The organism is Roseateles sp. FW301-B2, assembly GCF_058788955.1.
Genome location: NZ_JBYTBE010000007.1, coordinates 138,580 through 161,171 on the forward strand (window position 1 = coordinate 138,580; position 22,592 = coordinate 161,171).

Annotated in this window: 15 protein-coding genes; 6 read left to right on the forward strand and 9 right to left on the reverse strand. The window is 68.6% G+C overall.

Annotated features, from left to right (window positions below):
• Window positions 1-83 precede the first annotated feature (83 nt).
• Window positions 84-1,481 (forward strand): glycosyltransferase domain-containing protein, encoded by a 1,398-nt coding sequence (locus AC3WQY_RS07345; protein WP_492707056.1) that lies wholly within the window; start codon window positions 84-86, stop codon window positions 1,479-1,481.
• A 4-nt stretch (window positions 1,482-1,485) separates the two neighbouring features.
• Here the strand turns inward: AC3WQY_RS07345 and AC3WQY_RS07350 are convergent, their stop codons facing one another.
• From AC3WQY_RS07350 to asnB, 3 genes are read right to left on the reverse strand one after another with little or no spacing between them, the layout of a single operon-like run.
• Window positions 1,486-2,154 carry an FkbM family methyltransferase gene (locus AC3WQY_RS07350; protein WP_492707058.1) on the reverse strand — a complete coding sequence of 223 codons (669 nt, stop codon included), beginning with the start codon at window positions 2,152-2,154 and terminating at the stop codon, window positions 1,486-1,488.
• A 13-nt stretch (window positions 2,155-2,167) separates the two neighbouring features.
• Window positions 2,168-2,845, reverse strand: coding sequence for an FkbM family methyltransferase (locus tag AC3WQY_RS07355; RefSeq protein ID WP_492707060.1), 678 nt, complete (start codon window positions 2,843-2,845; stop codon window positions 2,168-2,170).
• Window positions 2,846-2,858: 13 nt separating this feature from the next.
• Entirely contained in the window at window positions 2,859-6,314 is a 3,456-nt protein-coding gene (gene asnB, locus AC3WQY_RS07360) for an asparagine synthase (glutamine-hydrolyzing) (protein ID WP_492707062.1), read from the reverse strand.
• Between the two features lie 272 nt (window positions 6,315-6,586).
• Here asnB and AC3WQY_RS07365 point away from each other — a divergent pair, with 272 nt between their 5' ends.
• The 5 genes from AC3WQY_RS07365 (at window position 6,587) to AC3WQY_RS07385 (ending at window position 14,658) form a co-directional block, all read left to right on the forward strand.
• On the forward strand, window positions 6,587-8,479 hold the full coding sequence (locus tag AC3WQY_RS07365) for an O-linked N-acetylglucosamine transferase, SPINDLY family protein (protein WP_492707064.1): 1,893 nt from the start codon (window positions 6,587-6,589) through the stop codon (window positions 8,477-8,479).
• A gap of 29 nt (window positions 8,480-8,508) precedes the next feature.
• Window positions 8,509-10,872, forward strand: a complete 2,364-nt coding sequence (locus AC3WQY_RS07370) for a type I secretion system permease/ATPase (protein WP_285231984.1) — start codon at window positions 8,509-8,511, stop codon at window positions 10,870-10,872.
• Between the two features lie 3 nt (window positions 10,873-10,875).
• Window positions 10,876-12,108 carry an HlyD family type I secretion periplasmic adaptor subunit gene (locus tag AC3WQY_RS07375; RefSeq protein WP_285231985.1) on the forward strand — a complete coding sequence of 411 codons (1,233 nt, stop codon included), beginning with the start codon at window positions 10,876-10,878 and terminating at the stop codon, window positions 12,106-12,108.
• Between the two features lie 65 nt (window positions 12,109-12,173).
• A complete protein-coding gene (locus tag AC3WQY_RS07380; protein ID WP_492707067.1) occupies window positions 12,174-13,670 on the forward strand; it encodes a TolC family protein in 1,497 nt (498 codons plus the stop codon).
• Between the two features lie 25 nt (window positions 13,671-13,695).
• Window positions 13,696-14,658, forward strand: coding sequence for a class I SAM-dependent methyltransferase (locus AC3WQY_RS07385; RefSeq protein WP_492707069.1), 963 nt, complete (start codon window positions 13,696-13,698; stop codon window positions 14,656-14,658).
• Window positions 14,659-14,661: 3 nt separating this feature from the next.
• Here the strand turns inward: AC3WQY_RS07385 and AC3WQY_RS07390 are convergent, their stop codons facing one another.
• From AC3WQY_RS07390 to AC3WQY_RS07415, 6 genes are all read right to left on the reverse strand, one after another.
• On the reverse strand, window positions 14,662-15,138 hold the full coding sequence (locus AC3WQY_RS07390) for an acyltransferase (RefSeq protein ID WP_492707071.1): 477 nt from the start codon (window positions 15,136-15,138) through the stop codon (window positions 14,662-14,664).
• A complete protein-coding gene (locus tag AC3WQY_RS07395; protein ID WP_492707073.1) occupies window positions 15,135-15,782 on the reverse strand; it encodes an acyltransferase in 648 nt (215 codons plus the stop codon). The genes AC3WQY_RS07390 and AC3WQY_RS07395 overlap by 4 nt, the downstream gene beginning before the upstream one ends.
• 4 nt (window positions 15,783-15,786) lie before the next feature.
• Window positions 15,787-16,746, reverse strand: a complete 960-nt coding sequence (locus tag AC3WQY_RS07400) for a glycosyltransferase (RefSeq protein ID WP_492707075.1) — start codon at window positions 16,744-16,746, stop codon at window positions 15,787-15,789.
• A gap of 3 nt (window positions 16,747-16,749) precedes the next feature.
• Entirely contained in the window at window positions 16,750-17,856 is a 1,107-nt protein-coding gene (locus AC3WQY_RS07405) for a DegT/DnrJ/EryC1/StrS family aminotransferase (protein WP_492707077.1), read from the reverse strand.
• A gap of 1 nt (window position 17,857) precedes the next feature.
• Complete coding sequence (locus AC3WQY_RS07410; protein ID WP_492707079.1) at window positions 17,858-18,661, reverse strand: WxcM-like domain-containing protein; 804 nt, start codon at window positions 18,659-18,661, stop codon at window positions 17,858-17,860.
• A 73-nt stretch (window positions 18,662-18,734) separates the two neighbouring features.
• The gene (locus AC3WQY_RS07415) at window positions 18,735-22,583 is read right to left on the reverse strand and encodes an SPM autocatalytic domain-containing protein (protein ID WP_492707081.1); all 3,849 of its coding nucleotides are present in this window, start codon (window positions 22,581-22,583) and stop codon (window positions 18,735-18,737) included.
• Window positions 22,584-22,592 lie beyond the last annotated feature (9 nt).

Consider the following 22,592-nt stretch of genomic DNA (forward strand, 5'->3'; position numbering starts at 1 on the left):
TCCCGCATTCAGAAGCAAAGATGCCCGTCCCTCGGGGTGCAAATCCAGCGCTTCGGCGCCGCGCCGCCGCCTAATATGCGCGCATGAGTTCGAACACCTCACGCACGCGCCTGGTCGTCTATACCGTGTTGACCGGATCCAAGGAGGCGCTGGGCAACCCGCTGGCGCAGCTGCCGCCGGATGCCAGCTCGGACCTGGACATCGATTTCGTCTGCTTCACCGACAACCGCGCATTGAGCTCGCCGGTCTGGAGCTTCCGCTACCTCGACCGCCTGCCGCTGCCGCCCGAGAAGGCGTCGCGCCGGCCCAAGGCGATGCCGCAGGACTATCTGCCCGAGTGGGAGTACAGCCTCTACATCGACAACATCGTGCTGTTCAAGCGCCTGCCGCAGGCGGCGGACCTGCGCACCGAGCGGCCCTACCTGTTCAAGCTCTTCAAGCACCCGACGCGCAACAACCCCCTGCAGGAGGCCGAGGCGATCCTGCAGATCGGCTACGAGAAGGCCGAGCGCGTGGCCGCCCAGCTGGACTTCTACGCCAAGCTGATGCCGCTGGAGGAGATCACGCCGCTGAGCACCTGCACGGTGATGCTGCGCCAGCATGGCCATGCGCAGGTGCAGGGCTTCGGGCGCACCTGGTGGGAGCAGATCCTGAACTTCTGCAAGCGCGACCAGATGTCCTTCGACTTCTCGCTCAAGTCCAGCGGCGCCGCGGTGGAGTATTTCCCGGGCACCATGGGCGACAGCGAGCTGGTCTACAAGACCGTCAACATGCATGCCGGCCGCGTGCTGGCCAATTTCGATCCGGTGCGCTACGGCTGGATGCATCGCGACGACCCCGAGGCAAGACGTGACCCCCGGGCGCATTACCTGAAGGCCGGCCAGCACACTGGCCAGGACTATGCGGCCCGCTCCGAGCTGCTGGAATTCCTCAGCTACCGCTATGGCTCCAGTCTGGGCAACCAGGTGGCGCCGCGGCGCAATCTGGCCGCGCCGCTGCAGCTGCTGCTGCAACCCTACCGGCTGGAGGCGCAGGGCCGCATGCTGATCGTGCGCGTGCTGGCCGAGGGCGAAACCGCCTTCGACGCCGCCGAGGCCGGCCAGGCCGAGGTCGTGCTGGCGACCTTCATGGGCGCCAAGTACGAGGGCGTGCGCCTGGAGCTGACGAGCGCCCAGCTCGCCTCCGGCGCGATCCGCCTGCAGCCCGACGCGCGCGGCTACGAGCTGGTGGTCTTGCTGGGCTTGCCTGGCGAGTTGCTGACCCAGGCCTATGCCATGCTGGTGCCGGTGCTCACCGCTGCGCGCGGCCTGCTGTGCGCGATCGCCTGCACGCCGGCCGCGGTGATGGACGTGGCGCGGGTGGAGCAGGCCATGCTGCAGCTGCGCGGCAGCTGCCTCACCGGCGTGCAGCAAAGCCTGCACGACAGCCTGGAGCAGCCGCTGCGGAACAGCCTCCTGAGCTTCGAGTGGGGTGGCGGCTGAGGCCTTACTTGACCGCCACCAGGTCCTTGCGGATGAAGAGGGCGTTGCCGGCCTGTTCGGGATAGCCGAAGTAGACGTCGTTGAGCGTGAAGCCGATGGCGTCCAGGAAATGGCAGTAGCTCAGGAACGGCACCTGGCCGGCGTAGAGCTCGTTGCGCATCACCTCGGTGTAGATGTACTTGAACTGCGGCAGGCTGCGCGCCGCGCCGCGGAAGATCTGGAACTCCGCGCCCTGGCAGTCCAGGTACATCAGGTCCAGCGCCTGCACCGCGGCCGCATGGCCGTTGGCCTGCACCAGCGCCAGCACATCGTCCACCGTCGACGAGACGACGTTGACGGTGTGGGTGAAATGCACGCCCGGGTTGACCGCCAGATGCGTGCCCGGCGCCAGGATGCTGCTGCTCATGCCGCCATTGCTGGCGACGTGAAAGGGGTAGGTCTTGCCCGAGGTCTCCGCGCACAAGGTGTTCACGGCGATGTAGTGGGGCACCATGCTGCAGTTCTTCGCCAGGTTGGCAAAGGGCTCGGGCAGGGGCTCGACGAACACGCCCGCGCGGATGCCGTTCTCGGCAAACTCGCGCAGCTCCTGGCCGTAGCTGGCCCCCAGCTGCATAACGCCCAGGGGGGCGGGCAGGCCCAGTTCGCGCAGGCGCGGGAAGAGCGAGAACGTCATGGTGGGTGGGCTCCTAGAACCAGATCCGCAGCGGAACCTGGTCGTGAACGATTTGTGCCTTCAGCCGCGCCTCAAGCTCGCGGTAGACCGCGCCCTTGGGTTCGGCCATGTACTGCGAGTGGAACTCGATGTAGGCGGCGTCCAGCAGCTTGTGGGCGCCGCGCGCGATCAGGTCGGGCAGCACCTCGTACTCGCCCCCCTCGATGTCGAGCTTGAGCACCACGCTGGGATAGCGGGCGCGCGCGTCCTCGATCAGCTGCGCCAGCGAGAAACAGGGCACGTCGAGCGCGGTGGCGGCGTTGGCGGCGTAGTACTTGCTGTTGTGCTCGGCCAGCATCGAGCCGCCCTGCGAGGTCGGGTCCTGCTCCAGGCCGAAGAACTGCACTACGCCGACCTTGGTGCCGGCGGCCTGCTTGAGCAGCTCGATGCGACCCTCGCCGGCGGCCACGATCTTCTCCAGCGCCGGCCAGCAATTGGGGTTGGGCTCGATCAGCACATAGTCGAAGTCGCGCGGCAGGAAGTAGCGCGAGAACTGGCCAAAGCCCTGGCCCAGATTGGAGCCGCAGTCGATGAACAGGCCGCGCCGCGGCGCGCCGGCTGCCTGCAGGCGCGCCGTGATGCCCTTGGCATCCTCACCGGCCTGGCGCTCCAGCGCCTGCACATAGTCCTGGAAGCTGGCTGTTGCACTCATGGCGTCCGGCCGTTCAGAAGGCGCGCAGATGCAGGTCGGGCAGCTGGGGCACGTTGGGGCGGTCCAGCGGGCCGGGGATGGGCTCGTTGGAATGGCCGTAGAAGCTGGCCGAGCTGATGCGCATCCAGGTCAGCTCCAGCAGGCGCGGGAAGGGCACGCCGCCGATCATCACCATGCCGCCGGCATTGTTGGCATGCAGGTGCACGACGCGGTGCGTCTCGTTGAGCTTGCTGAAGACGCCGAACACGGTGTCGAAGAAGGCGCGGTCGGGCAGCTGGTGGAAGTCGTGGAACTCGCCGGTCAGCACCTCGAAGCGGGCCAGGTCGGCGCTGTCGGCCGCGCTCAGGCAGGACCACTCGGCGCCCTCGGTGTCGAACTTCAGGATCGGATGGCGCGCCTGGCTCCAGTCCAGCATACCCACCATGGTCTTCAGCGAGACCAGCGGTGCGCTGTCGCTGGCGCCCCAGCCCTGGCGATGGAACTGGCAGTTGGGGTGGCGGCTCGGGCTGCCCTCGATGGTGTGGTCGAACTGCAGCACGCGCGCGCCCAGGCCGGCCAGCTCGTCGTCGAAGCTGACCTCGTCGCCGATGCCGATCGACAGCACCGTGTTGCTGCGGCGCGAGGAGCTGGGCATCACATAGCCGCCGTCATGCGGGGCACCGATGCGCACCTTGACGTCGCTGTTCATCTGCCAGGGGCGGATCAGGTTCAGCAAGGCATAGAGGTCGAATGGGGTCACGGGACGCTCCGCGGGTTTGGGCATGGGAGGAGGTGGGGTGATGGCCGGCGCCGCCTCTTGCGCATTCTGCCCGCCGAGGAACTGCGTCTGGCCGAACAGCTTGGCGGTGTGCAGAAAGGTCGAATTCGAGGTGCTCATGATGGCCGTCCGTGACAGGATGAGTTGATCGACAAAGCCTTCCACCACCGAGGCGGAGGGGCGCGAGATATTGAAGGGGAACTGGCGGCCGTTGCCGTCCTGGGTCCACTGGTTCCAGCCCGCCTCGGCCACCATCTTCTCGGGGAAGGCGGTCTTCGTGAACACGGCGCAGTTGGGCAGGGTGGCAAAGCGCGCGTTGACCTCGGCATCGTCGGAGCAGACAAAGAAGCGCGTGCTGCTGCCCTGGGCCTGCTTGAAGAGGGCCTGGTCGTCGACGCGATCGCCGAAGTCGGTCTTGCGGATATGCAGGCCCACCACCTCGGGGCCGATGCGGTGCTGCTGGCAGAAGTCAAGCGCGCGCCGGGCCGCAACCGCGTTCGGGCGCAGCTGGGCCAGCGCCTGGCGCAGGTCCTCGAAGCTGGCGAAGCCGGGGATCAGGTTGTTGTAGTAGACGATGCTGCGGCCGCTGGCGAAGTGGCGCGCATAGTCCTCATATCCCTGGAACTGGCGATTGATGACCAGGTGCTCGCCGGAGAAGCCGACCTGGTTCTCGTGCATCAGCAGCAGATGCTCGGCCTCGCGGGCCTTGTAATGGTCGATGCCCAGCTCGTCCACCGGCAGCTCGCATTCGAACAGCTCGTGGAAGGCCGCGCCGCACCAGTTGTTGATGGGCCAGGAGATGCGCCAGTCGCCGCCGAACTTGTTGCGCAGCACCAGGGCAAAGGCGAGGGCGTTGAAGCGGTTGCTCAGGCCCCCGTCGCACAGCACATGATGAATCGTCACGGGGGTCTCCGATGGGGTGATCACGGGGGTCAGGGGCTTGGGCAGCTGTTTGGGCAAATACGCGGGCAGCACCTCGGCCCACCACAGCAGCAGCACCGCCAGGTTCCAGGCCTTGAAGACCGCCACGCTGCCGGGCTGCTCGTAGTACTGCGTGAGGGTGGCGCGCACCGCGTCCAGGTCCATCACGCCGTCCAGGTTTCCATGGCGCAGCTGCTCAATGGCGCCAGCCAAGCGCTCGCGCAGCGGTGCCAGGAAGAAGGCCGGCGGCACGGTGAAACCCATCTTGGGGCGCTCCAGCACCGAGCGCGGCAGCTGGGGCTGCATCAGATCGCGCAGCACCTGCTTGGAGGCGCCGGGCGTGGGGATCTTGAGCTCGCGCGGCAGGCGCGCGGCGAACTCGAACACCTTCAGGTCCAGGAAGGGGAAGCGGCCCTCGAGCGAATGCGCCATCGCAATCTTGTCGGCCTTCATCATCAGGTCTTCGGGCAGCCAGGTGTGCAGCTCGAAGTTCTGCATGCCCGAGAGCAGGCTGTCGGCGCGGTCGAAATGCGGGCGGAAGCGCAGATGCTGCAGCGGCATGGCCTTGTCGCGCAGCCACTGCGGGGCCTCGATATTGTTGGCGCTGCGCTGGAAGAACTCGACGAAGGCCTGGTCGCGCCCCAGGCCCGGCACGGTGGCGAGCTGGTGGTGGCCATAGCCGGCAAAGAGCTCGTCGCCGCCTTCGCCCGACAGCACCACGGTGACGTCCTCGCGAATGCGCTGACACAGGCGCGAGAGCGCAAAGCAGGCGGGGTCGGCGATCGGTTCGTCGAGCTCGCGCAGCACCCGGTCCATGCCGCCGCGCAGCTCGTCCTGCGTGATGCACAGCTCCACATAGTCGAGCTCGAAGCGCTGCGCCACATCGCGCGAGAAGCTGAATTCGTTGACCTCGGGGAAGCCGATGCTGTAGGCCTTCAGGTGCGCGCCGGCCTTGTGCACATAGGCGGCGATGCTGGAGGAATCCAGGCCGCCGGAGAGCAGCACGCCGATCGGCACCTCGCCCATCAGCTGGCCCTTCACCGAGCTGGCCAGCAGCGCGTCCAGCTCTTCCACATAGTCGTGCGCCGGGCGGCTCAGCGCCGGCTCGGTGATTTCCAGCCGGGCATAGGGCCGCAGTTCGCGGCGCTGGCCGTTCACGAAGCGCAGCAGATGGCCGGCCGGCAGCTTCTCGATGCGCTGGAACAGGGTGCGCGGCGCCAGGTTGTAGCGGAACGCCAGGTAGTCCTGCAGGCCGGCGGCATCGGGCGTCAGGTCCAGGCCCTCCAGGCCCAGCAGGCCCTTGAGCTCGGAGGCGAAGGCGATGCAGTGCGCGTCTTCGTAGACATAGAGGGGCTTGGCGCCGAAGCGGTCGCGCGCCAGCACGAAGCTCTTGTCAGCCTCGTTCCAGATGCACAGGCCGAACATGCCGTTCAGCGCGGCGAAGGCAGCGTCGCCCTGGGCCAGGTGGCTGGCCAGCACCACCTCGGTGTCGGTGTGGCTCTTGAACGGGAACTTGCCCTCGAGCGGCGCACGCAGTTCCTGCCAGTTGTAGACCTCGCCGTTGTAGACGATGCCGCTGCCACCATCGGGCGCATAAAAGGGCTGGTTGCCACTGCTGGCGCGGTCCACGATGGCCAGGCGCAGGTTCACGAAGGCGGCACGCTCGCTGCGGTGCACGCCGAAGGCATCCGGGCCGCGGTGATGCATGCTGAGGCGGAAATGCTCCACCGCGCGGTCAATGCGCCCGCTGTCGGCGGCTTCTTTCAGCCAGATTCCCGCAATTCCGCACATGCCAACACTCCCTGTTGCGCGCTGGATGAGCGGCGCAGACCACAATCTGCTGGCGATTATGGTGGGGCTCATGCGCCAACTTGAGCCGGAACAACGCAGGGAACACCGCCCAAATCCGCACCGCGTTGGAAGCCGGCAAGCCTGGAAATAGGGGTGGATTGAGGGGGCTAATCGGCGGCCGCGGCGCGGGGTGCGAGGCTACGATTGGGCAACATCGCCGTGGACCCTGCGGGTTCGCGTGCCCTTTTTTTACCTTTGCCGGTACTTCCGTCATGGACATGTCCCAGCCCGATCTCAAGACCCTGACCGCCTCCGAAGCCCAGGCCGCCGCCAAGGCGGAGCTGATTGCGCGCGCCGGCAAGCCGGGTCAGGTGAGCCTGGCGGATGTGATGGAGACCGCCAGCGCCTGGCAGCAGGCCGGCCAGCTGGAGCCCGCCGCCCAGCTCTACCAGGCCTGGATCGCCGCCAACGATTCGCCGCTCAAGCCCCTGGCCTGCTACAACTGGGGCACCATCCTGGGCGCGCTGCGGCGCGCCGCCGAGGCCGAGCAGGCCTATCTGATGGCCTTGCAGCTCAAGCCGGGCTTTGCCCAGGCGCAGCTGAACCTGGGCCACCAGCGCGAGCATCTGGGCCGCGTCGAGGAGGCGCTGGCCTGCTGGCAGGCGGTGGTGGCGCTGCAAGCCCCGTTCGAGACCATGGGCGTCGACGTGCTGAGCCTGCGCCTGCATGCCCTCAACAATATGGCGCGGCTGCTGGAAGAGCAGCGCCGCTACGAGGAATCGCAGGCCTGCATGCGCCAGAGCCTGATGCTCAAGGCCGACCAGTCCGATGTGCTGCAGCACTATGTGCACATCCGCCAGAAGCAATGCGACTGGCCGGTCTACCAGCCCGTCGGCGAGGTCACGCACAACCAGCTGCTGCGCAGCACCTCGCTGCTTGCCACGCTCAGCGCCAGCGACGATCCGGCCGTGCAGCTGATGATTGCGCAGCGCTTCGTGCACGAGAAGGTGCTGGCCTACAAGGGCAAGCCCCTGCACGAGACAGCCGCAGCGGCCAAGCCGCGCAGCGGCAAGATCAAGATCGGCTATCTCTCGGGCGACCTCTGCATGCATGCGGTGGGCCTGCTGACGCCCGAGCTGTTCGAGCTGCACGACCGCGAGCGCTTCGAGGTCACGGCCTTCTGCTGGAGCCGCGAGGACGGCAGCGCGCAGCGCGCCCGCATCCTCAAGGCCATGGATCAGCATGTGCGCCTGGCCGGCGTGGACGACCAGACCGCCGCGCGCCTGATCGCCGAGGCCGGCATCGACATCCTGGTGGACCTGCAGGGCCTCACCAGCGGCGCGCGCCCCAACATCCTGGTGCAGCGCCCCGCGCCCATCCAGGTCAGCTACCTGGGCCTGCCCGCCACCTCGGCCATCCCGGGCGTGGACTGGATCATCGCGGACCGCTTCGCGATGCCCGAGGACTATCTGCCCTACTGCACCGAGAAGCCGATCTACCTGCCGCATTGCTACCAGGTCAGCGATCGCCAGCGCGTCATCGGCGCGCGCCCCACGCGTGCCCAGTACGGCCTGCCGGAAGACGCCTTCGTGTTCTGCTCCTTCAACAACAACCACAAGTTCAGCGAAGAGATGTTCCGCTGCTGGATGCGGGTGCTGTCGGCGGTGCAGGGCAGTGTGCTGTGGCTGCTGGCCGACAACGCCTGGGCCAAGGCCAATATGCTGCGCGTCGCCGCCGAGTACGGCGTCGGCGAGGAACGCCTGATCTTCGCGCCGCGCGTGGCGCCGCCCGAGTATCTGGCGCGCTTCGTGCTGGCCGACCTGGTGCTGGACACCTTCCCCTACAACGCCGGCACTACCGCCAGCGACTGCCTGTGGATGAACACGCCGATGCTGACGCGCGCCGGCCGCAGCTATATCTCGCGCATGGCCGGCAGCCTGCTGACGAATGTGGGCTTGCCGGACCTGGTGACCTATTCTTTGGCCGAGTACGAGCAGCGCGCCATCCAGATCGGCCAGCAGCCGGCACGGGCAGCCTCCTACCGCCGCTATCTCGAAGAGCATGGCCATGCCTCGCCGCTGTTCGATATACCCGGCATGGTGCGCGATCTGGAAGCGCAGTTCGAATCCATGGCGCTGGCGGCACGCCAGCGTCAGGGCGGCTGAACGGCAAGCGAGCAGGAATGGGTTGATCGGTGACACAACGCAAAGACCCCTTCTTCGACGGTGGCCAGCGCGCGACGCGGGCCGCCCCGCCGAGCCTGCGCCTGGCCGATCCGGCACCCGCGCCTGCCGACCCCGGCCATGCCGCCGATCCGTTGCTGGATGAGCGCGCCGAGCTGAGCGTCGACCCCCTGCTGGCCGCGCTGGCCTGGCTGACGCGCCACCATGGCCGCGCCCGCTCGCCCGAATCGCTGCGCGCCGGCATGCCGGTGGAGGGCGCGCTGGCGCCCAGCCAGGCGCTGCGCATGATGCGCGAGGCCGGTTACAACGCCGGCCTGCTGCGCAAGCCGATCGAGGACATCAGCCCCTTGCTGCTGCCCGCGGTGCTGCTGCTCAAGGAGGGCGATGCATGCCTGCTGGTCAAGCACCTGGAGCCCGATGCCCAGGGCATGCCGCGCTTCGAGGTGGTGTTCCCGGGCGAGCAGGCCCAGGCCTGCGCCGCCAGCCTGGCCGAACTGGAGCCCGAATACAGCGGCTTCATGATCGCGGTGACGCCGCAGGAGCAATCCCAGGCCCAGCAGCGCAGCGATGCCTTGCTGCCGCCGATGAGCCAGCATTGGCTGTGGGGCACGCTCAAGCGCTTCACGCCCTATTACCGCGCCGCCATGCTGGCGGCCCTGCTCAGCAATGTGCTGATGCTGGTGTCGGGCCTGGTGACCTCGGTGATCTACGACAAGGTGATCCCGCACCAGGCCACGGTGACGCTGTGGACCCTGGCGATCGGTGCGGCCATCGCGCTGGTGTTCGACCTGGTGGCGCGGCAGCTGCGCAGCTATCTGATCGACCTGGCCGGCCGCAAGGCCGACCTCATCATCGGCTCCAAGCTGTTCCGCCAGACCCTGGGCGTGCGCATGGAGCACAAGCCGCAGTCGGCCGGCTCCTACGCGCATTACCTGGCGCAGGTGGAGGTGGTGCGTGACTTCTTCACCTCGGCCACCATGTCGGCGCTCTCGGACCTGCCCTTCGTGCTGGTGTTCGTGGCCATGACCTTCGTGATCGGCGGGCCGCTGGGCTGGGTGCTGGTGTTCGTGATCCCGATGGTGATCGCGGTCAACATCGCCATCCAGGGCTATCTGCGCAAGGCCATGCACACCAATATGGCCGAGATGGCCGATCTGCACGGCACCCTGGTGGAAGCGATCGAAGGCCTGGAAGACCTCAAGACCTCGGGCGCCGAGGGCCGCTTCCTGCGCCGTTATGAGAACGGCCTGTCGATCGCCGCCGCCTCCTCGCTGCGCGCGCGCTACCTCACCAGCTGGAGCGGCAATATCTCCGCCAGCCTGCAACAGGCCATCACCCTGGTGATGCTGGTGTGGGGCGTCTACCTGATCAAGGATGGCGAGATCACCTCGGGCGCCCTGATCGGCGCGGTGATGTTTGCCGGCCGCGCGCTGGCGCCGCTGGGCAGCCTGGTGGCGCTGGCCTCGCGCTACCAGGGCGCGCGCAACGCCATGATCTCGCTGGACCAGATGATGAACGCGCCGAATGAGCGCGAGGCCAGCCGCAACTACGTGCCGCTCAGCAAGCTGAACGGCCGCCTCGGTCTGCACGAGGTTGGCTTTGCCTACCCGCCGGTGGGCCAGGTCGCCTCGCCCAAGGTGCTGAAGGGCGTGAGCCTGAAGATCGAGCCGGGCGAGCGCGTCGCCGTGCTGGGCCGCATCGGCAGCGGCAAGAGCACCATCCTGCGCCTGCTGGCCGGGCTCTACCAGCCCACCGAGGGCATGGTGGAGGTGGACGGCATCGACCTGCGCCAGATCGACCCGGCCGAGTTCCGCGCCCGCGTCGGCTTCGTCTCGCAGGAGCCGCGGCTGTTCCATGGCACGCTGCGCGACAACGTGCTGATGGGCCGTGCCCACCTGGATGCCTCGCACCTGGTGGAGGTGGCCAAGCTCACCGGCCTGGACCGCGTGGTCGCCGCGCATCCGCTCGGCTGGGATCTGCCGGTGGGCGAGATGGGCGGCTTGCTGTCGGGCGGCCAGCGCCAGCTGGTGGCGTTGGCGCGCAGCCTCGTCACCAAGCCGCAGATCCTGCTGATGGACGAGCCCACCAGCTCGATGGACGCGCAGTCCGAGATGGCCTTCCTGCGCCAGCTGCGCGATGCCGCCGGCGCCTGCACCCTGATCGTGGTGACGCACCGCCCGGCGGTGCTGGAGCTGGTGCAGCGCGTGATGGTGATCGACAGCGGCAAGCTGGTGGTGGACGGCCCGCGCGACCAGGTGCTGGCCGCGCTCTCGGGCGTCAAGCCCACGGCGGCCGCCGGCGGGGATGGTGCGGGCGCCTCCAATCTGCATATGCATCCGGCCACCCAGCCGGTGCAGCGTTCGGCATCGGTCTGAGCCATGGCCAAGCCCAACAAAGCCCAAGGCAAGGAACTGGCGCTGCGCCCCGACGAGGCGATGTTCGTCTCCGCGGCGGTGAGCGCGCAGATCAACGAGCCGCTGCCGCGCGCCACCTGGGCCATCTACCTGATGCTGGTGGTGGTGGTGACCGCGATCACCTGGGCCTCGATCGCGCGCGTCGACGAGATCACGCGCAGCGACGGCAAGGTGGTTCCCGATGGGCGCGAGCAGATCATCGCCAGCCTGGAGAGCGGCATCCTGCAGCAGCTGCTGGTGCGCGAGGGCATGCAGGTCGAGGCCGGCCAGGAGCTGGCCCAGCTGGATCCGACGCGCGTCGAGGCGCAGCAGAACGAGGGCCAGGCCAAGCGCGTCGCGCTCTTGGCCCAGGTCTCGCGCCTGCAGGCCGAGGCCTATGGCCGGACCCTGAGCTTCCCGCCCGAGGTGCAGGCCCTGCCGGCGATTGCCCAGGCCGAGACCGAGGCCTTCGAGGCACGGCGCCGCCTGCTCGACGAGGCGGTGAGCAGCATCAACCGCAGCGCCGGTCTGGTGGAGCGCGAGCAGCGCATGGCCCAGGACATGGCCGCGCGTGGCCTGATGTCGGACGTCGAGGTGATGCGCCTGAACCGCCAGGTCAACGAGCTGCACCAGCAGCGCGCCGAACGCATCAGCCGCTTCCGCCAGGAGGCCAGCAGCGATCTGGTGCGCGCCAAGACCGAGCTGGCCCAGGTGGACGAGCAGATGGTGGTGCGCCACGACGCGATGAGCCGCACCGTGCTGCGCTCGCCCGTCAAGGGCATGGTCAAGAACATCCGCATCAACACCGTGGGCGGCATCGTCACCGGCGGCGCGCCCATCATGGAGATCGTGCCGCTGGGGCCGCGCGTGCTGGTGGAGGCGCGCATCAAGCCGCGCGACGTGGGCTTTGTGCGCGTGGGCCAGACCGCCGAGGTCAAGCTGACCGGCTACGACTTCAACGTCTATGGCGGGCTGGAGGGCAAGATCGAGGTCATCAGCCCCGATGCCATCAGCGACGGTGCCGACAAGAGCGGCGAGGGCAGCTACTACCGCGCCATCGTCGCGGCCGAGCGCAACAACCTGCACTTCAAGGGCAAGACCCTGCCGGTGATCCCGGGCATGACGGCGCAGGTGGAGATACGCACCGGCGAACGCACCGTGCTGAGCTATCTGCTGCGGCCGATGATGAAATCGCAGGAAGCGCTGCGCGAGCGCTGATTTGCGCCGCGCAAGGGCGCTTGTTTGGCGCTTAAGTTTTCCGACCCTGTGATGTAGTACTGCTCATGTCGAGCAAGTACTTTTTCACCCACGCGAATTGGCGCGCCGGCCTGCTGGCCATCGCGGCCGCCATGCCGCTGGGCCAGACCGGTGCCGCCGCCGCAGCGCGCGCCGATGGCGCCCTGCAGCCGCTGAAACCCGTTGCCATGCCGGCCAGCGCGCCGGCGGTTGCAAGCGTGGCTCGCAAGCAGGCGGCCGCGCCGGCGCCGGCTGCAACGACGGTGGTTCCGCCCAGCCGCTGCAACGAGGACGACGCCGCGCCCGCCGGCACGGGCCGCAGCGCCAATGGCCTGGAGACCAGCGACACCGATCCGCGCGCGCAGCTGCTCAGCCTGATGGATGCGGCACGCGAGCGCAGCCGCACGGTGGGCGCGATGCGCCTGCTGCGCGAGGCCGCCGACGCCGAGATCCGCGAGGCCAAGGCCGGCAGCCTGCCCAGCGCCAGCGTGGTGGGCATGCTCAATGGCGTCGATACCTCGGTGCGCGGCATCGAGCAGACCAAGGGCGCACAGACGCGCCTGAACCTGAACGTGATCTATCCGCTCTACGACGCCGGCCGCGTCGCCAAGCTGACCGAGTGGCGCGTCGCGCTGGCCGAGGCCGCGCGCCTGGGCCAGAGCAGCGTGGAGGAGCAGCTGGCGCTGCAGACCGTGTCGCTGGCGCTGGACCGCAGCCGCTATCTACTGGTGGGCCAGATCTACAACCAGTACGCCCGCAAGATGGCCTGCCTGGTGGACGCGCTGGAAATCATCACCAAGGCCGACCGCGGCAGAGCCAGCGAGCTGGTGCAGGCACAGAAGAGCCTGCAGCAGGCCGAGCTGGCCTATGAACAGAACCTCACCACGCTGCGCCAGACCGAGGTGCGCATGCGCCGCCTGGTGGGCGACAAGCTGCCCGCCAGCGCCAGCATGAGCGTGGTGCTGACCAAGCTGCCCGATCTGGCCGAGCTGGAGCGCGACATCCTCGACGCGCCCGACGTGGCCCAGGCCAGCGCGCAGGCGCAGGCGCAGCGCAGCTATGCCGAATCGGTGCGCGCCGGCCAGAAGCCCAGCGTCAACCTGAGCGTGATCGGCGCGGCGGTGGGCGGGCAGGGCAGGTCCACCGACTGGGCCGGCGGCGTGTCGGTCAACATCCCCTTGCTGCAACCCGGCGCCGACTACACCCTGAGCGCCGCGCAGCGCCGCGCCGAGGCGGCGCAGCTGCAGCGCGACGAGGCCATCGAGGCCAAGCGTTATCGCCTGATCGAGATGAACGATGCCGCCGCCGCCTCGCTGGACCGCGCGCGTCGCGTGGTCGAGATCCTGCGCAACAGCGACCGCGTGCGCGCCTCCACGCTGCAGCAATGGCAGCAGCTGGGCCGGCGCTCGCTGTTCGACGTGATGGCCGCCGAGGGCGACTACTACGGCATGCGCGTGGCCCATGTCAGCGCGCTCTACGACACCCAGCAGGTGGTGGCGATGATGTGGTCGATGGGCCGTGGCGTCGGTGCCAGCCTGCGTTGAACAACGACAAGCAGAGGAGCAAGCCTTGGACAATGCCGAACTGATCGCCTCGGTGCTGAACGACTGGTGGTATTACAGCGTCGAGCTGGCCCCCGGTGTGATGGCCAGGGGCGTGGACACGCCGCAGACGCCGATGCTGCCGCGCATGATGTTGCGCAACTGCAATCTGCGCGGCATGGACTGCCTGGACATCGGCAGCATGGAGGGCCTGATCCCCACGCTGATGTGCCGCCAGGGCGCCCGAAAGGTGCTGGCCACCGACGCCATCCCGCATTGCCAGAAGAAGATGGACGTGCTGCGCCAGGTCTATGGCGTGAACTTCGACTTCCAGCAGGTGGGCCTGCTCTATGACCTGAGCGCCAAGCTCAAGGACCATGGCGGCTTCGACTTCATCAATCTCTCGGGCGTGCTCTACCACGTCTACTCGCCCCTGCATGTGCTGGCCGGCATCCGGCCGCTCCTGAAGAAGGGCGGGCTGATGGTGGTCTCCACCAATGTGATGCGGCGCGAGGGCTACAGCCTCGAGTTCAACAACGCCGGCAAGCTGCAGACCGAGACCAATACCTTCTGGTACCACTCGGTGCCGATGCTGGAATACCTGCTGCGCTACTTCAACCTGGTGCCGCTGGACTTCCTCTACCTGCCGCATTCACCGGTGAACCCGCACAACTATGTGCCGGGGCAGGACAGCGGCTATATGTCGGTGGTGTGCCGCGCGGTCGACGAGGCCACGCCCAACTACCCCGATCCCTGGGCGGCGCGCACCCACATCGCCTCCTGGGAATACCTGGCGCTGTGCAACCGCGAGATGATGAACGGCCAGCCGGTCTCCAGCATCTCCTACCGCGGCGATTACGATCGTGCCAATGCGTCCACCGACACCACCGGCATCACGCTGATGGACCACATCATGGACCCGGCGCGCATCGTCGCCAGCGTGGACGATTCCAGGAACTCGCAGTTCCTGCACCTCTCGGACATGTACTGAGGGCTAGGGCCGCGGCACCGGGCCGCGGCTCACCGCCGGGTTGCCGACCCAGAGCTCGCCATCCGGCACATGCTTGGTGACGACGCTGCCCGCGCCGATCAAGGCGCCCGCGCCTATGGTCAGGCCGCCCAGCACGGTGGCGTTGGCGCCGATCGAGGCGCCGGCCTTGATGAGGGTGCGCTGGAAGGCCTCGGGATACTGCTTGGAGCGCGGGTAGCGGTCGTTGGTGAACGTGACGTTGGGGCCGATGAAGACATCGTCCTCCACCGTGATGCCGTCCCACAGCTGCACGCCGCATTTGACGGTGACGCGGTCGCCTACCACCACATCGTTTTCCACAAAGACCTGGGCGTTGAGGTTGCAGTCGCGGCCGATGCGCGCGCCGGCCAGCACCACGGTGAACTGCCAGACGCGCGTGCCGGCACCGAGCTGGGTGCTCTGCACGTCGGCGAGGGGATGAATGTGGGCTTGCTCGTTCATGCTTGGGGTACTGTGCCGACGATTCTGCAGGGGTTGCCGGCGATGATGCTGTTGGGCGGCGCCTGGAACTTCGGTGTGACCACCGTGCCGGCCGAGATGATGCAGCCCGCGCCGATGCGCGCGCCCTTGAGGATGATGACGCTCGAGCCGATGAAGACATCGTCGCCGATCTCCACCGCCTGCGGTTGCTGATCCGCCATATGGCGGCGCGCCACCGCCAGCTCATGCGCGTTCGTGTCCATCACTTGCAGGTCGGTGCCGATCAGGCAGCGTTGGCCGATGCGTATGCCGGCGCCCTCGGAGAGCAGCATGGCGCGGTTGTTGAGCGTCGTGCCGGCGCCGATCTCGATCAGCGCGCCGGGCGTGCGCGCCTCCACATAGCTGCAGCCATAGCTGCCGGGCGAGAGCGGCACGCCGAACACCACATCGGGCGCGAGCCGGATGCGGCCATGGCCCAGGAACTGCGTGGGCGTGAGCAGGTTCACGCGGCGCGGCGCCGTGGGCGTCTCGGTCAGCACCTCGACGATGGCCTTGTTGGAGACGTGGAAGAAGTAGTGGACCAGCAGGCCGCGCACCATCGCCTCCAGCCGGCCGGGCTCGGTGCCGCTGATCAGGGCCTGGTAGCGTTCCAGCTTGAGTGCCATGTTTTCAGAAGCGATGGGTGGTCTGGAACTCGGTCCAGGCCTGGATGAAGCGCTCTTCGGCGCCCGGCTCCTCACGTGCCAGCGCCGGCAGAATGCGCAGGAACTCCTGCATGTCGGCCTGCCCGGCATAGTCCAGCTGCAGTGAGGGGCCGATGACGCGGTAGCAGGCCAGCAATTGCTCGCGGCTCAGTCGGCCGAGCCGGTGCGCACCCATCGCCAGCGCGGTATAGCCCAGGAAGGCACCCTTCATGAACGGGCCGTTGCGGTCGGCCGAATTGCCGCTGCCGCCGACGCGGAAGAAGCCCAGATGATCCTGGATGAAACCGATGGGCCCGTGCAGGCTGGCATTGACGAAGAAGCCCAGGTCCCAGATGCCGGCGTAGGACACACCGCCCAGCTCGGGCCGGAGCAGCAACTCGCAGCTGCTGGCGCGCAGCACCGCGTTGGAAAACTCGCCGAACCAGTTCTCGCACTTGGCCACCGTGGTCATGAAGACCACGTCGCTGTCCAGCATCAGCAGGCGGTTGGGATGCTGGGCCACCTGGGGCGGCACCGGCAGGCCCACCACCAGGGGCAGGCCGGTCTCGTTGGCGGTCCAGCGCCGGCTGATGCTGCAGGAAAGCTCGGCCGAGGCATGGGTGACCAGATGGCGCTGGTAGAACTCGGGGTAGATGACATCGTCGTCGAACAGCAGGTGCACCAGTTCGGAACTGCCGTTCCACTGCCGTATCAGGTGCTTGACGTTGGCGTACGCACCCTGGCGCGGCCCCTCGATCACCTCGATGGGCAGGCGCTGGCGCAATGCCTGGTGGGCCTCGGACATGAGCGCCTGGCGGAACTCGCCATTCGGGCTGTCATCCGAGATCAGGATGCGCTTGGAGGGAAAAGTCTGGTGGCGCAGGCAGCCCAACAGCTCGCGGATGTACTTGGGCTTGTAGGCCGGGATCAGGGTGGTGATGTCCATGGTTCAGAGCCCGGCCAGGGTCTGCTTCAGCGCCGCGATCACCTCGCGCGTCTCGGCCTCGGTCTGGGTCGGGCCGATCGGCAGGCTCAGCACCTCGCGGTGCATGGCCTCGGAGATCGGATAGCTGCCCGGGCCCTGGCCCATGAAGGCATAGGCCGGCTGCAGATGCGGTGCCACCGGGTAATGGATCACCGTGGCGATGCCGGCCTCGGCCAGGCGCAGGGCCAGCAGGTCGCGTTGACCATGCCTCACCACGAATAGATGCCAGACCGGCTCGGCATAGGCCGGCACCTGGGGCAGGCCCAGGCTGGTGCCGGCCAGGCCCGCCAGATACTGCGCGGCCACCGCGGCGCGTTGTGCGTTCTCGGCATCCAGCGCGCCCAACTTGGCGTTCAGCAGGGCGGCCTGCAACTCGTCCAGGCGCGAGTTGTAGCCGATCACCTTGTTGTGGTACTTGCGCTTGGAGCCGTAGTTGCGCAGCGCGCGCAGGCGCTCGGCCAGGGCCGCATCGTTGGTGGTGATGGCGCCGCCATCGCCCAGGGCACCGAGGTTCTTGCCGGGATAGAAGCTCCAGGCCACCGCGTCGCCATGGGCGCCCAGGCGCTGGCCTTGGTAGCGCGCGCCATGGGCCTGGGCGCCGTCCTCCAGCACGCGCAGGCCGTGGCGCTGGGCCAGCGCCAGGATGGGGTCCAGATCGGCCGCCTGGCCGTACAGATGCACCGGCATGATGGCGCGGGTGCGTGGCGTGATGGCGGCCTGGATGCGCGCCGGGTCGATATTGAAGCTCGCCGGGTCGGGCTCCACCGGCACCACCGTGGCGCCCACATGGGTCACGGCCAGCCAGCTGGCGATATAGGTGTTGGAGGGCACGATGACCTCGTCGCCCGGGCCGATGTCCATGGCCCGCAGCGACAGCGCCAGCGCATCCAGGCCGTTGGCCACGCCCACGCAATGGCGCGCGCCGCAGTAGTCGGCCCAGGCCTGCTCGAAGCGCTTGAGCTCCTCGCCCATGATGAACCAGCCCGAGTCGAGCACGCGCTCGAAGGCCTGCATCAGCGCCTGTTTGTGGGCCAAATTGATCTGCTTGAGGTCGAGAAAGGGAACGGACATATCACGCTGCTTGAACGGCCTGCAGGAAGTCCGCGTAGTCGCGGATGTAGTCGCCGGCGTCGTAGTAATCGGAGGCAAACACCATCAGCAAGGCGTCGGGCGTGTGCTTGTACTGGATGCCCCAGGTCATCGGGGGCAGGTAGAGGCCGCGGTTGGGTGCGTTCAGCTCCACCTCGACCTTGCGCTCGCCGTCGTCGGCCACCACCGAGCAGCTGCCGCGCAGGCAGATCAGGAACTGGTGGCAGCGGCGGTGCGCATGTTCGCCGCGGATCTCGCGGCTGGGCACGCCGAACACCATGAAGTAGCGCTTGGGCGTGAACGGGATCTGGCGCTCGAATTCGCCCACCGTGAGGTTGCCGCGCATGTCCGGCACGATCGGGAACTGGTGCACGCTGACGCCGCGCACGCTGGTGCTCTCGACGCTGGCCGGGCCGCTGCCGGGCGCCGGCCGCAGCGCCGCGGCGGCCTCGTGCAAGGTGTCGACATAGCCGACGATGGTGGCCGGGTTGCCCTCGACGATGGCGTTGGGCGGCACCGCGCGCGTCACCACCGAGCCCGGCCGCACGACGGCCTTGGCCGCGATCACCACGCCGGCCAGCACGGTGGCGTTGGCGCCGACGCGCACGCCCTGGCACAGCCTGGTGGTCTGGCCGGCCTCGCAGTCCACCAGGGCAGCGTTGGCATCGAGCTGCACGCCGGCCTCGAGGCGCACGCCGGCGCCCACATAGGCGCCGCTGCGCAGCACGCAGCCGGGTGCCAGGCTGGCGCTGGGGTCGAGATGGGCGCGCGGATCGATCTGGCTCATGACCAAGAGTAGAGCACAGCGCGCCAGCCCCGAGCCCGGGGAGACGCCGGGGCTTTGCTGGCTAAATCAGCGGCTAAATCAGCGGCAGCTGCTGCCAGCCCTCGTCGCGCCAGGCCTGGTGCGTTTGCGTGAGCAGCGCTGCGGGGCTCTCCGCTTGCCGCTCCTGAATCGGCAGCGGTGCTTCGGGCAGGGGCGGCGTGGCCGCCGGGGCCAGCAGTTCGGTCAGCGGCGGCAGGGCAGCCTGCTGGCTGCCACGCGTGCCCTCGCCGGTGAGCCAGACATCGGCCAGCGCCGCGCTGCTGCCGTCCTCGCGCCGGTAGCTGGCCGTCAGGCCCAGCAGATTGCCGTGGTCGATCTCCTTGCCGGGCTGCGCCTGCAGGTTCAGCTCGGTGATGCCCAGCTCGGCCAGGGTCTTGAGTTCGCCCGCGTCGCTCTGGCCATTGCTGTTGGCATCGACCCAGACGCGCAGGTCCTTGAAATCGTGGTCGGCGGCGCTGAGCTTGCCGTCGTGGTTGCTGTCCAGCGCCGCCATGGCGGCAAAACCATCGCGCGCGCGGCTGCCGTCGGGCAGGCGGGTGGCGCTGCCGAACAGCTCGCTGCCGTCGTTGATGCGGCCGTCGTGGTTGCGGTCCATGGCCAGCAGGCCGTCGCTGGGCGCCACCCAGGCCACCTTGCCGGCATGGCCGCTGGCATTCAGGTCGAACTGCACGCCCTGGGCGGCGGCCAGGGTGCGCACGCCGTCGCCGTTCAGGTCCAGCATCACCGGGGTGGCGAGGAAATAGGCGCTCAGCTGCGCGCCCGTCATGACGCCGATATCGGCCACCTCGAAGGCGGCGATCTGGGCCGTGCTCATGGCCGCGATGTCCTCGGTCTGCAGGCCGGGGATCTGTGCGGTGGTGAAGGCCACGATGTCGGTGGTGCTGATCGAGCGGATCTGGGCCGTCGTGAAGGCGCTGACCTGGGCGGTGCTGAGGGTAGCGAACAGGCTGGTGCCGATGGACGCCACCTGCTCGTTGCTGAGGGTGGCGATATGGGCGGTGGACAGGCGCGCGAACTGCACCGGGCTGAGGGCGTTCAGGTCTTCGGTGGACAGGCCCGCCACCTGGGCGGTGGTGAGCGAGCCGACCTGGGTGGGCGTGAGCGCGGCGATCTGGGCGGTGCTGAGGCCGGCCACCTGCTCGGGCGCCAGCGCGCGCAGCGAGGCGCTGGAGAGCACCGCGAGGTCGCGCGTCTCGATCGCCGCGATCTGCTGCGACTGCAGGGCCGCCACCTGCGCGGTGGTCAGGTTGGCGAACTGCTGCGTGCTCAGCGCGACGATGGCATCGGTGCTGAGACCGGCAAAGGCGCTGGCGCTGAGGCCGCGGATCGCGCTGCTGTTGAGGGCCGCCAGGTCGGCGGTCTCCAGCGCGGCGATCTGCAGGGTGCTGAGGCCTGCCACCTGGGCGCTGCCGAGCGCCGCGAACTGGGCCGTGCCGAGGGCATTCAGCACCTGGGTGGAGAGCGCCGCCAGCTGGGCCGAGCCCAGCTGGGCGATCTGCGCCGGCACGAGGGCCGCCATCTGGGCCGTGCCCAGGCCCTCGAACTGGGCGGGGCTCAGGGCCTTGAAGGCGGCGGTGGCCAGGGCGGCGATGTCGCGCGTCTCGATGGCTGCGATCTGGCTGCTGCTGAAGCCCGCCACCTGGGCCGACGTGAGCGCCGCGAAATGCTGGGTGCCCAGGGCCACGATGGCGGCCGTGCCAAGGCTCGCCAGGGCGCCGGCATTGAAGCCGCGCAAGCCGCTGCTGCTGATGGCCGCCAGGTCGGCGGTTTCCAGCGCCGCCACCTGGGTCGGGCTGAGGCCGGCCAGCTGCGCGCTGCTGAGCGCGGCAAACTGCGCCGTGCCCAGCGAGTTCAGCACCTGGGTGGCGAGCGCACCCAGCTGGGCGCTGCTCAGCAAGGCCACCTGGCTGGGCGAGAGGGCCCCCAACTGGGCGCTGCTGAGGGCTTCGAACTGGGCCGGCGTCAAGGCCTTGAAGGCCGCGGTGGAGATGGCCGCGATGTCCTGGGTCTGGATCGCCGCGATCTGGCTGGAGCTGAGCGCCACGACCTGGGCCGTGCTGAGGGCGGCGAACTGGGTGGTGCTCAGCGCCACGATGGCGGCGCTGCTGAGCGCGGCGATACCGGTGCTGCCCAGCCCGCGCAGCGCGCTGGTGCTGATGGCCGCCACATCGGCGGTTTCCAGTTTGCTGATCTGCAGCGGCGTCAGCGCCGCGATCTGGGCGCTCGTGAGCGCGGCGAACTGGGTGGTGCTGAGGCCGTTGAGCGCCTGTGTGCTCAGGGCCGCCAGCTGATGGTTGCTGAAGGCCGCCACCTGGGCCGGCGTGAGGGCGGCGATCTGCGCGGGGGTCAGGCCTTGCAGCTGCGAGTCGGCAAAGCCGCGGATCGCGGCCGTGCCCAGGGCCACCAGGTCCTGGGTCTCGATCGCGCCGATCTGCGCGGCCTTCAGCGCCGCCATCTGGCCCGAGCCGAAGGCGGTGAACTGGCTGGAGGTCAGCGCGGCAATCTGCTGCGGCTGCAGCGCGCCGATGGCCAGGGTGCCGAGCGCCTTGATGGCGGCGCTGCTGAGCGCGGCGAGGTCCTCCAGCTCCAGCTTGCCGATCTGATCCGGGCGCAGCGCCGCCACCTGGGCCGAGCCGAGTGCGGCGAACTGGCCGCTGTCGAGCGCGTTGAGCTGGCTGCTTGTCAGCGCCGCCAGCTGGGCGGTGGTGAGTGCCGCCACTTGCAGCGTGCTCAGCGAGAGCAGCTGCTCGGCCGTCAGGCCGCCGAGCTGCTGGGTCGCCAGCGCGCGCAGGGCGGCGCTGCTGAGCACCGCCAGATCGGCGGTTTCGATCGCGGCGATCTGGCCGGCGCTGAGCCTGCTGGTCTGCGCCGAGCTGAGCGTGGCGAACTGATCGCTGCTGAGCGCGGCGATGCCCGCCGGGCTGATTGCCGCCATCGCGGCGCTGCCCAGGGCCTTGATGCCGGCGGTGCTGAGCGCCGCCAGGTCTTCCAGCTCCAGCGCGGCGATCTGGGCCGTGTTCAGGCTCGCCACCTGGGCGCTGGTGAGGGCGGCGAACTGGTCCGAGCTCAGCGCGTTGAGGGTGTCGGGCGTGAGCTTGCCAAGCTGCTGGCTGGCGATCGCCGCCACCTGGGCCTCGCTGAGCGATTGCAGCTGGGTCGAACTCAGCGCCTCCAGCTGGGCCGAGGAGAGCGCGCGCATCTGCGCCGTGCTGAAGGCGTCCAGCTGTTCCGGCGTGAGCGCCCTGAGCCCTTGGGTGGCGAGCTTGGCGATATCGCGCGTCTCGATCGCGGCGATCTGGCTGGGGCCCAGCGCCGCCAGTTGCTGGCTGCTCAGCGCGGCGAACTGCGCCGTGCCCAGGCCCACGATCTGCGCCGTCGTCAGACTGGCCATCACCTGGGTGGAGAGGGTGGCCAGATCGGCGCTTTCCAGCGCGCCCAGCTGGGCGCTGCTGAAGGCCAGCACCTGGCTGCTGGTGAAGGCCGCGAACTGCTTGCTGCTGAAGGCGTTCAGGTCCGCCGTGCCCAGCTTGGCGATCTGCTGGGTGGTGAGCGCCGCCACCTGGAAGGCGGTGAGGGCCGGTGTCTGCGCCGAGGTGAGGGCGTTGATATGGGCACTGGAGAGCAGCTGCAGATTGGCGGTGCTGAGCGAGGCCAGGTCGCGCGTCTCCAGCTTGGACATTTGCTGGGTGGTGATGCCGGGCAGCTGCGCACTCGTCAGGTTGGCGAACTGCACCGCGCTCAGGGCATTGAGCTGGGCCGTGCTCATCGCCGCGATCTGGGTCGAGGTGAGCGCGGCCGCCTGGGCATCGCTGATGGCCAGCGGGTCCGGGGGCGGGGCCTGGCCGAACAGGGTCAGCAGGCGCTGGGTGATGGAGCCAAGCATCGCGATGCG

Excerpts from the sequence above, each read along its gene's own strand:
- AC3WQY_RS07345 (WP_492707056.1), top strand. The coding sequence starts at position 84 with ATGAGTTCGAACACCTCACGCACGCGCCTGGTCGTCTATACCGTGTTG.
- AC3WQY_RS07350 (WP_492707058.1), bottom strand. The coding sequence starts at position 2,154 with ATGACGTTCTCGCTCTTCCCGCGCCTGCGCGAACTGGGCCTGCCCGCC.
- AC3WQY_RS07355 (WP_492707060.1), bottom strand. The coding sequence starts at position 2,845 with ATGAGTGCAACAGCCAGCTTCCAGGACTATGTGCAGGCGCTGGAGCGC.
- asnB (WP_492707062.1), bottom strand. The coding sequence starts at position 6,314 with ATGTGCGGAATTGCGGGAATCTGGCTGAAAGAAGCCGCCGACAGCGGG.
- AC3WQY_RS07365 (WP_492707064.1), top strand. The coding sequence starts at position 6,587 with ATGGACATGTCCCAGCCCGATCTCAAGACCCTGACCGCCTCCGAAGCC.
- AC3WQY_RS07375 (WP_285231985.1), top strand. The coding sequence starts at position 10,876 with ATGGCCAAGCCCAACAAAGCCCAAGGCAAGGAACTGGCGCTGCGCCCC.
- AC3WQY_RS07380 (WP_492707067.1), top strand. The coding sequence starts at position 12,174 with ATGTCGAGCAAGTACTTTTTCACCCACGCGAATTGGCGCGCCGGCCTG.
- AC3WQY_RS07390 (WP_492707071.1), bottom strand. The coding sequence starts at position 15,138 with ATGAACGAGCAAGCCCACATTCATCCCCTCGCCGACGTGCAGAGCACC.
- AC3WQY_RS07395 (WP_492707073.1), bottom strand. The coding sequence starts at position 15,782 with ATGGCACTCAAGCTGGAACGCTACCAGGCCCTGATCAGCGGCACCGAG.
- AC3WQY_RS07400 (WP_492707075.1), bottom strand. The coding sequence starts at position 16,746 with ATGGACATCACCACCCTGATCCCGGCCTACAAGCCCAAGTACATCCGC.
- AC3WQY_RS07405 (WP_492707077.1), bottom strand. The coding sequence starts at position 17,856 with ATGTCCGTTCCCTTTCTCGACCTCAAGCAGATCAATTTGGCCCACAAA.
- AC3WQY_RS07410 (WP_492707079.1), bottom strand. The coding sequence starts at position 18,661 with ATGAGCCAGATCGATCCGCGCGCCCATCTCGACCCCAGCGCCAGCCTG.
- AC3WQY_RS07415 (WP_492707081.1), bottom strand. The coding sequence starts at position 22,583 with ATGCTTGGCTCCATCACCCAGCGCCTGCTGACCCTGTTCGGCCAGGCC.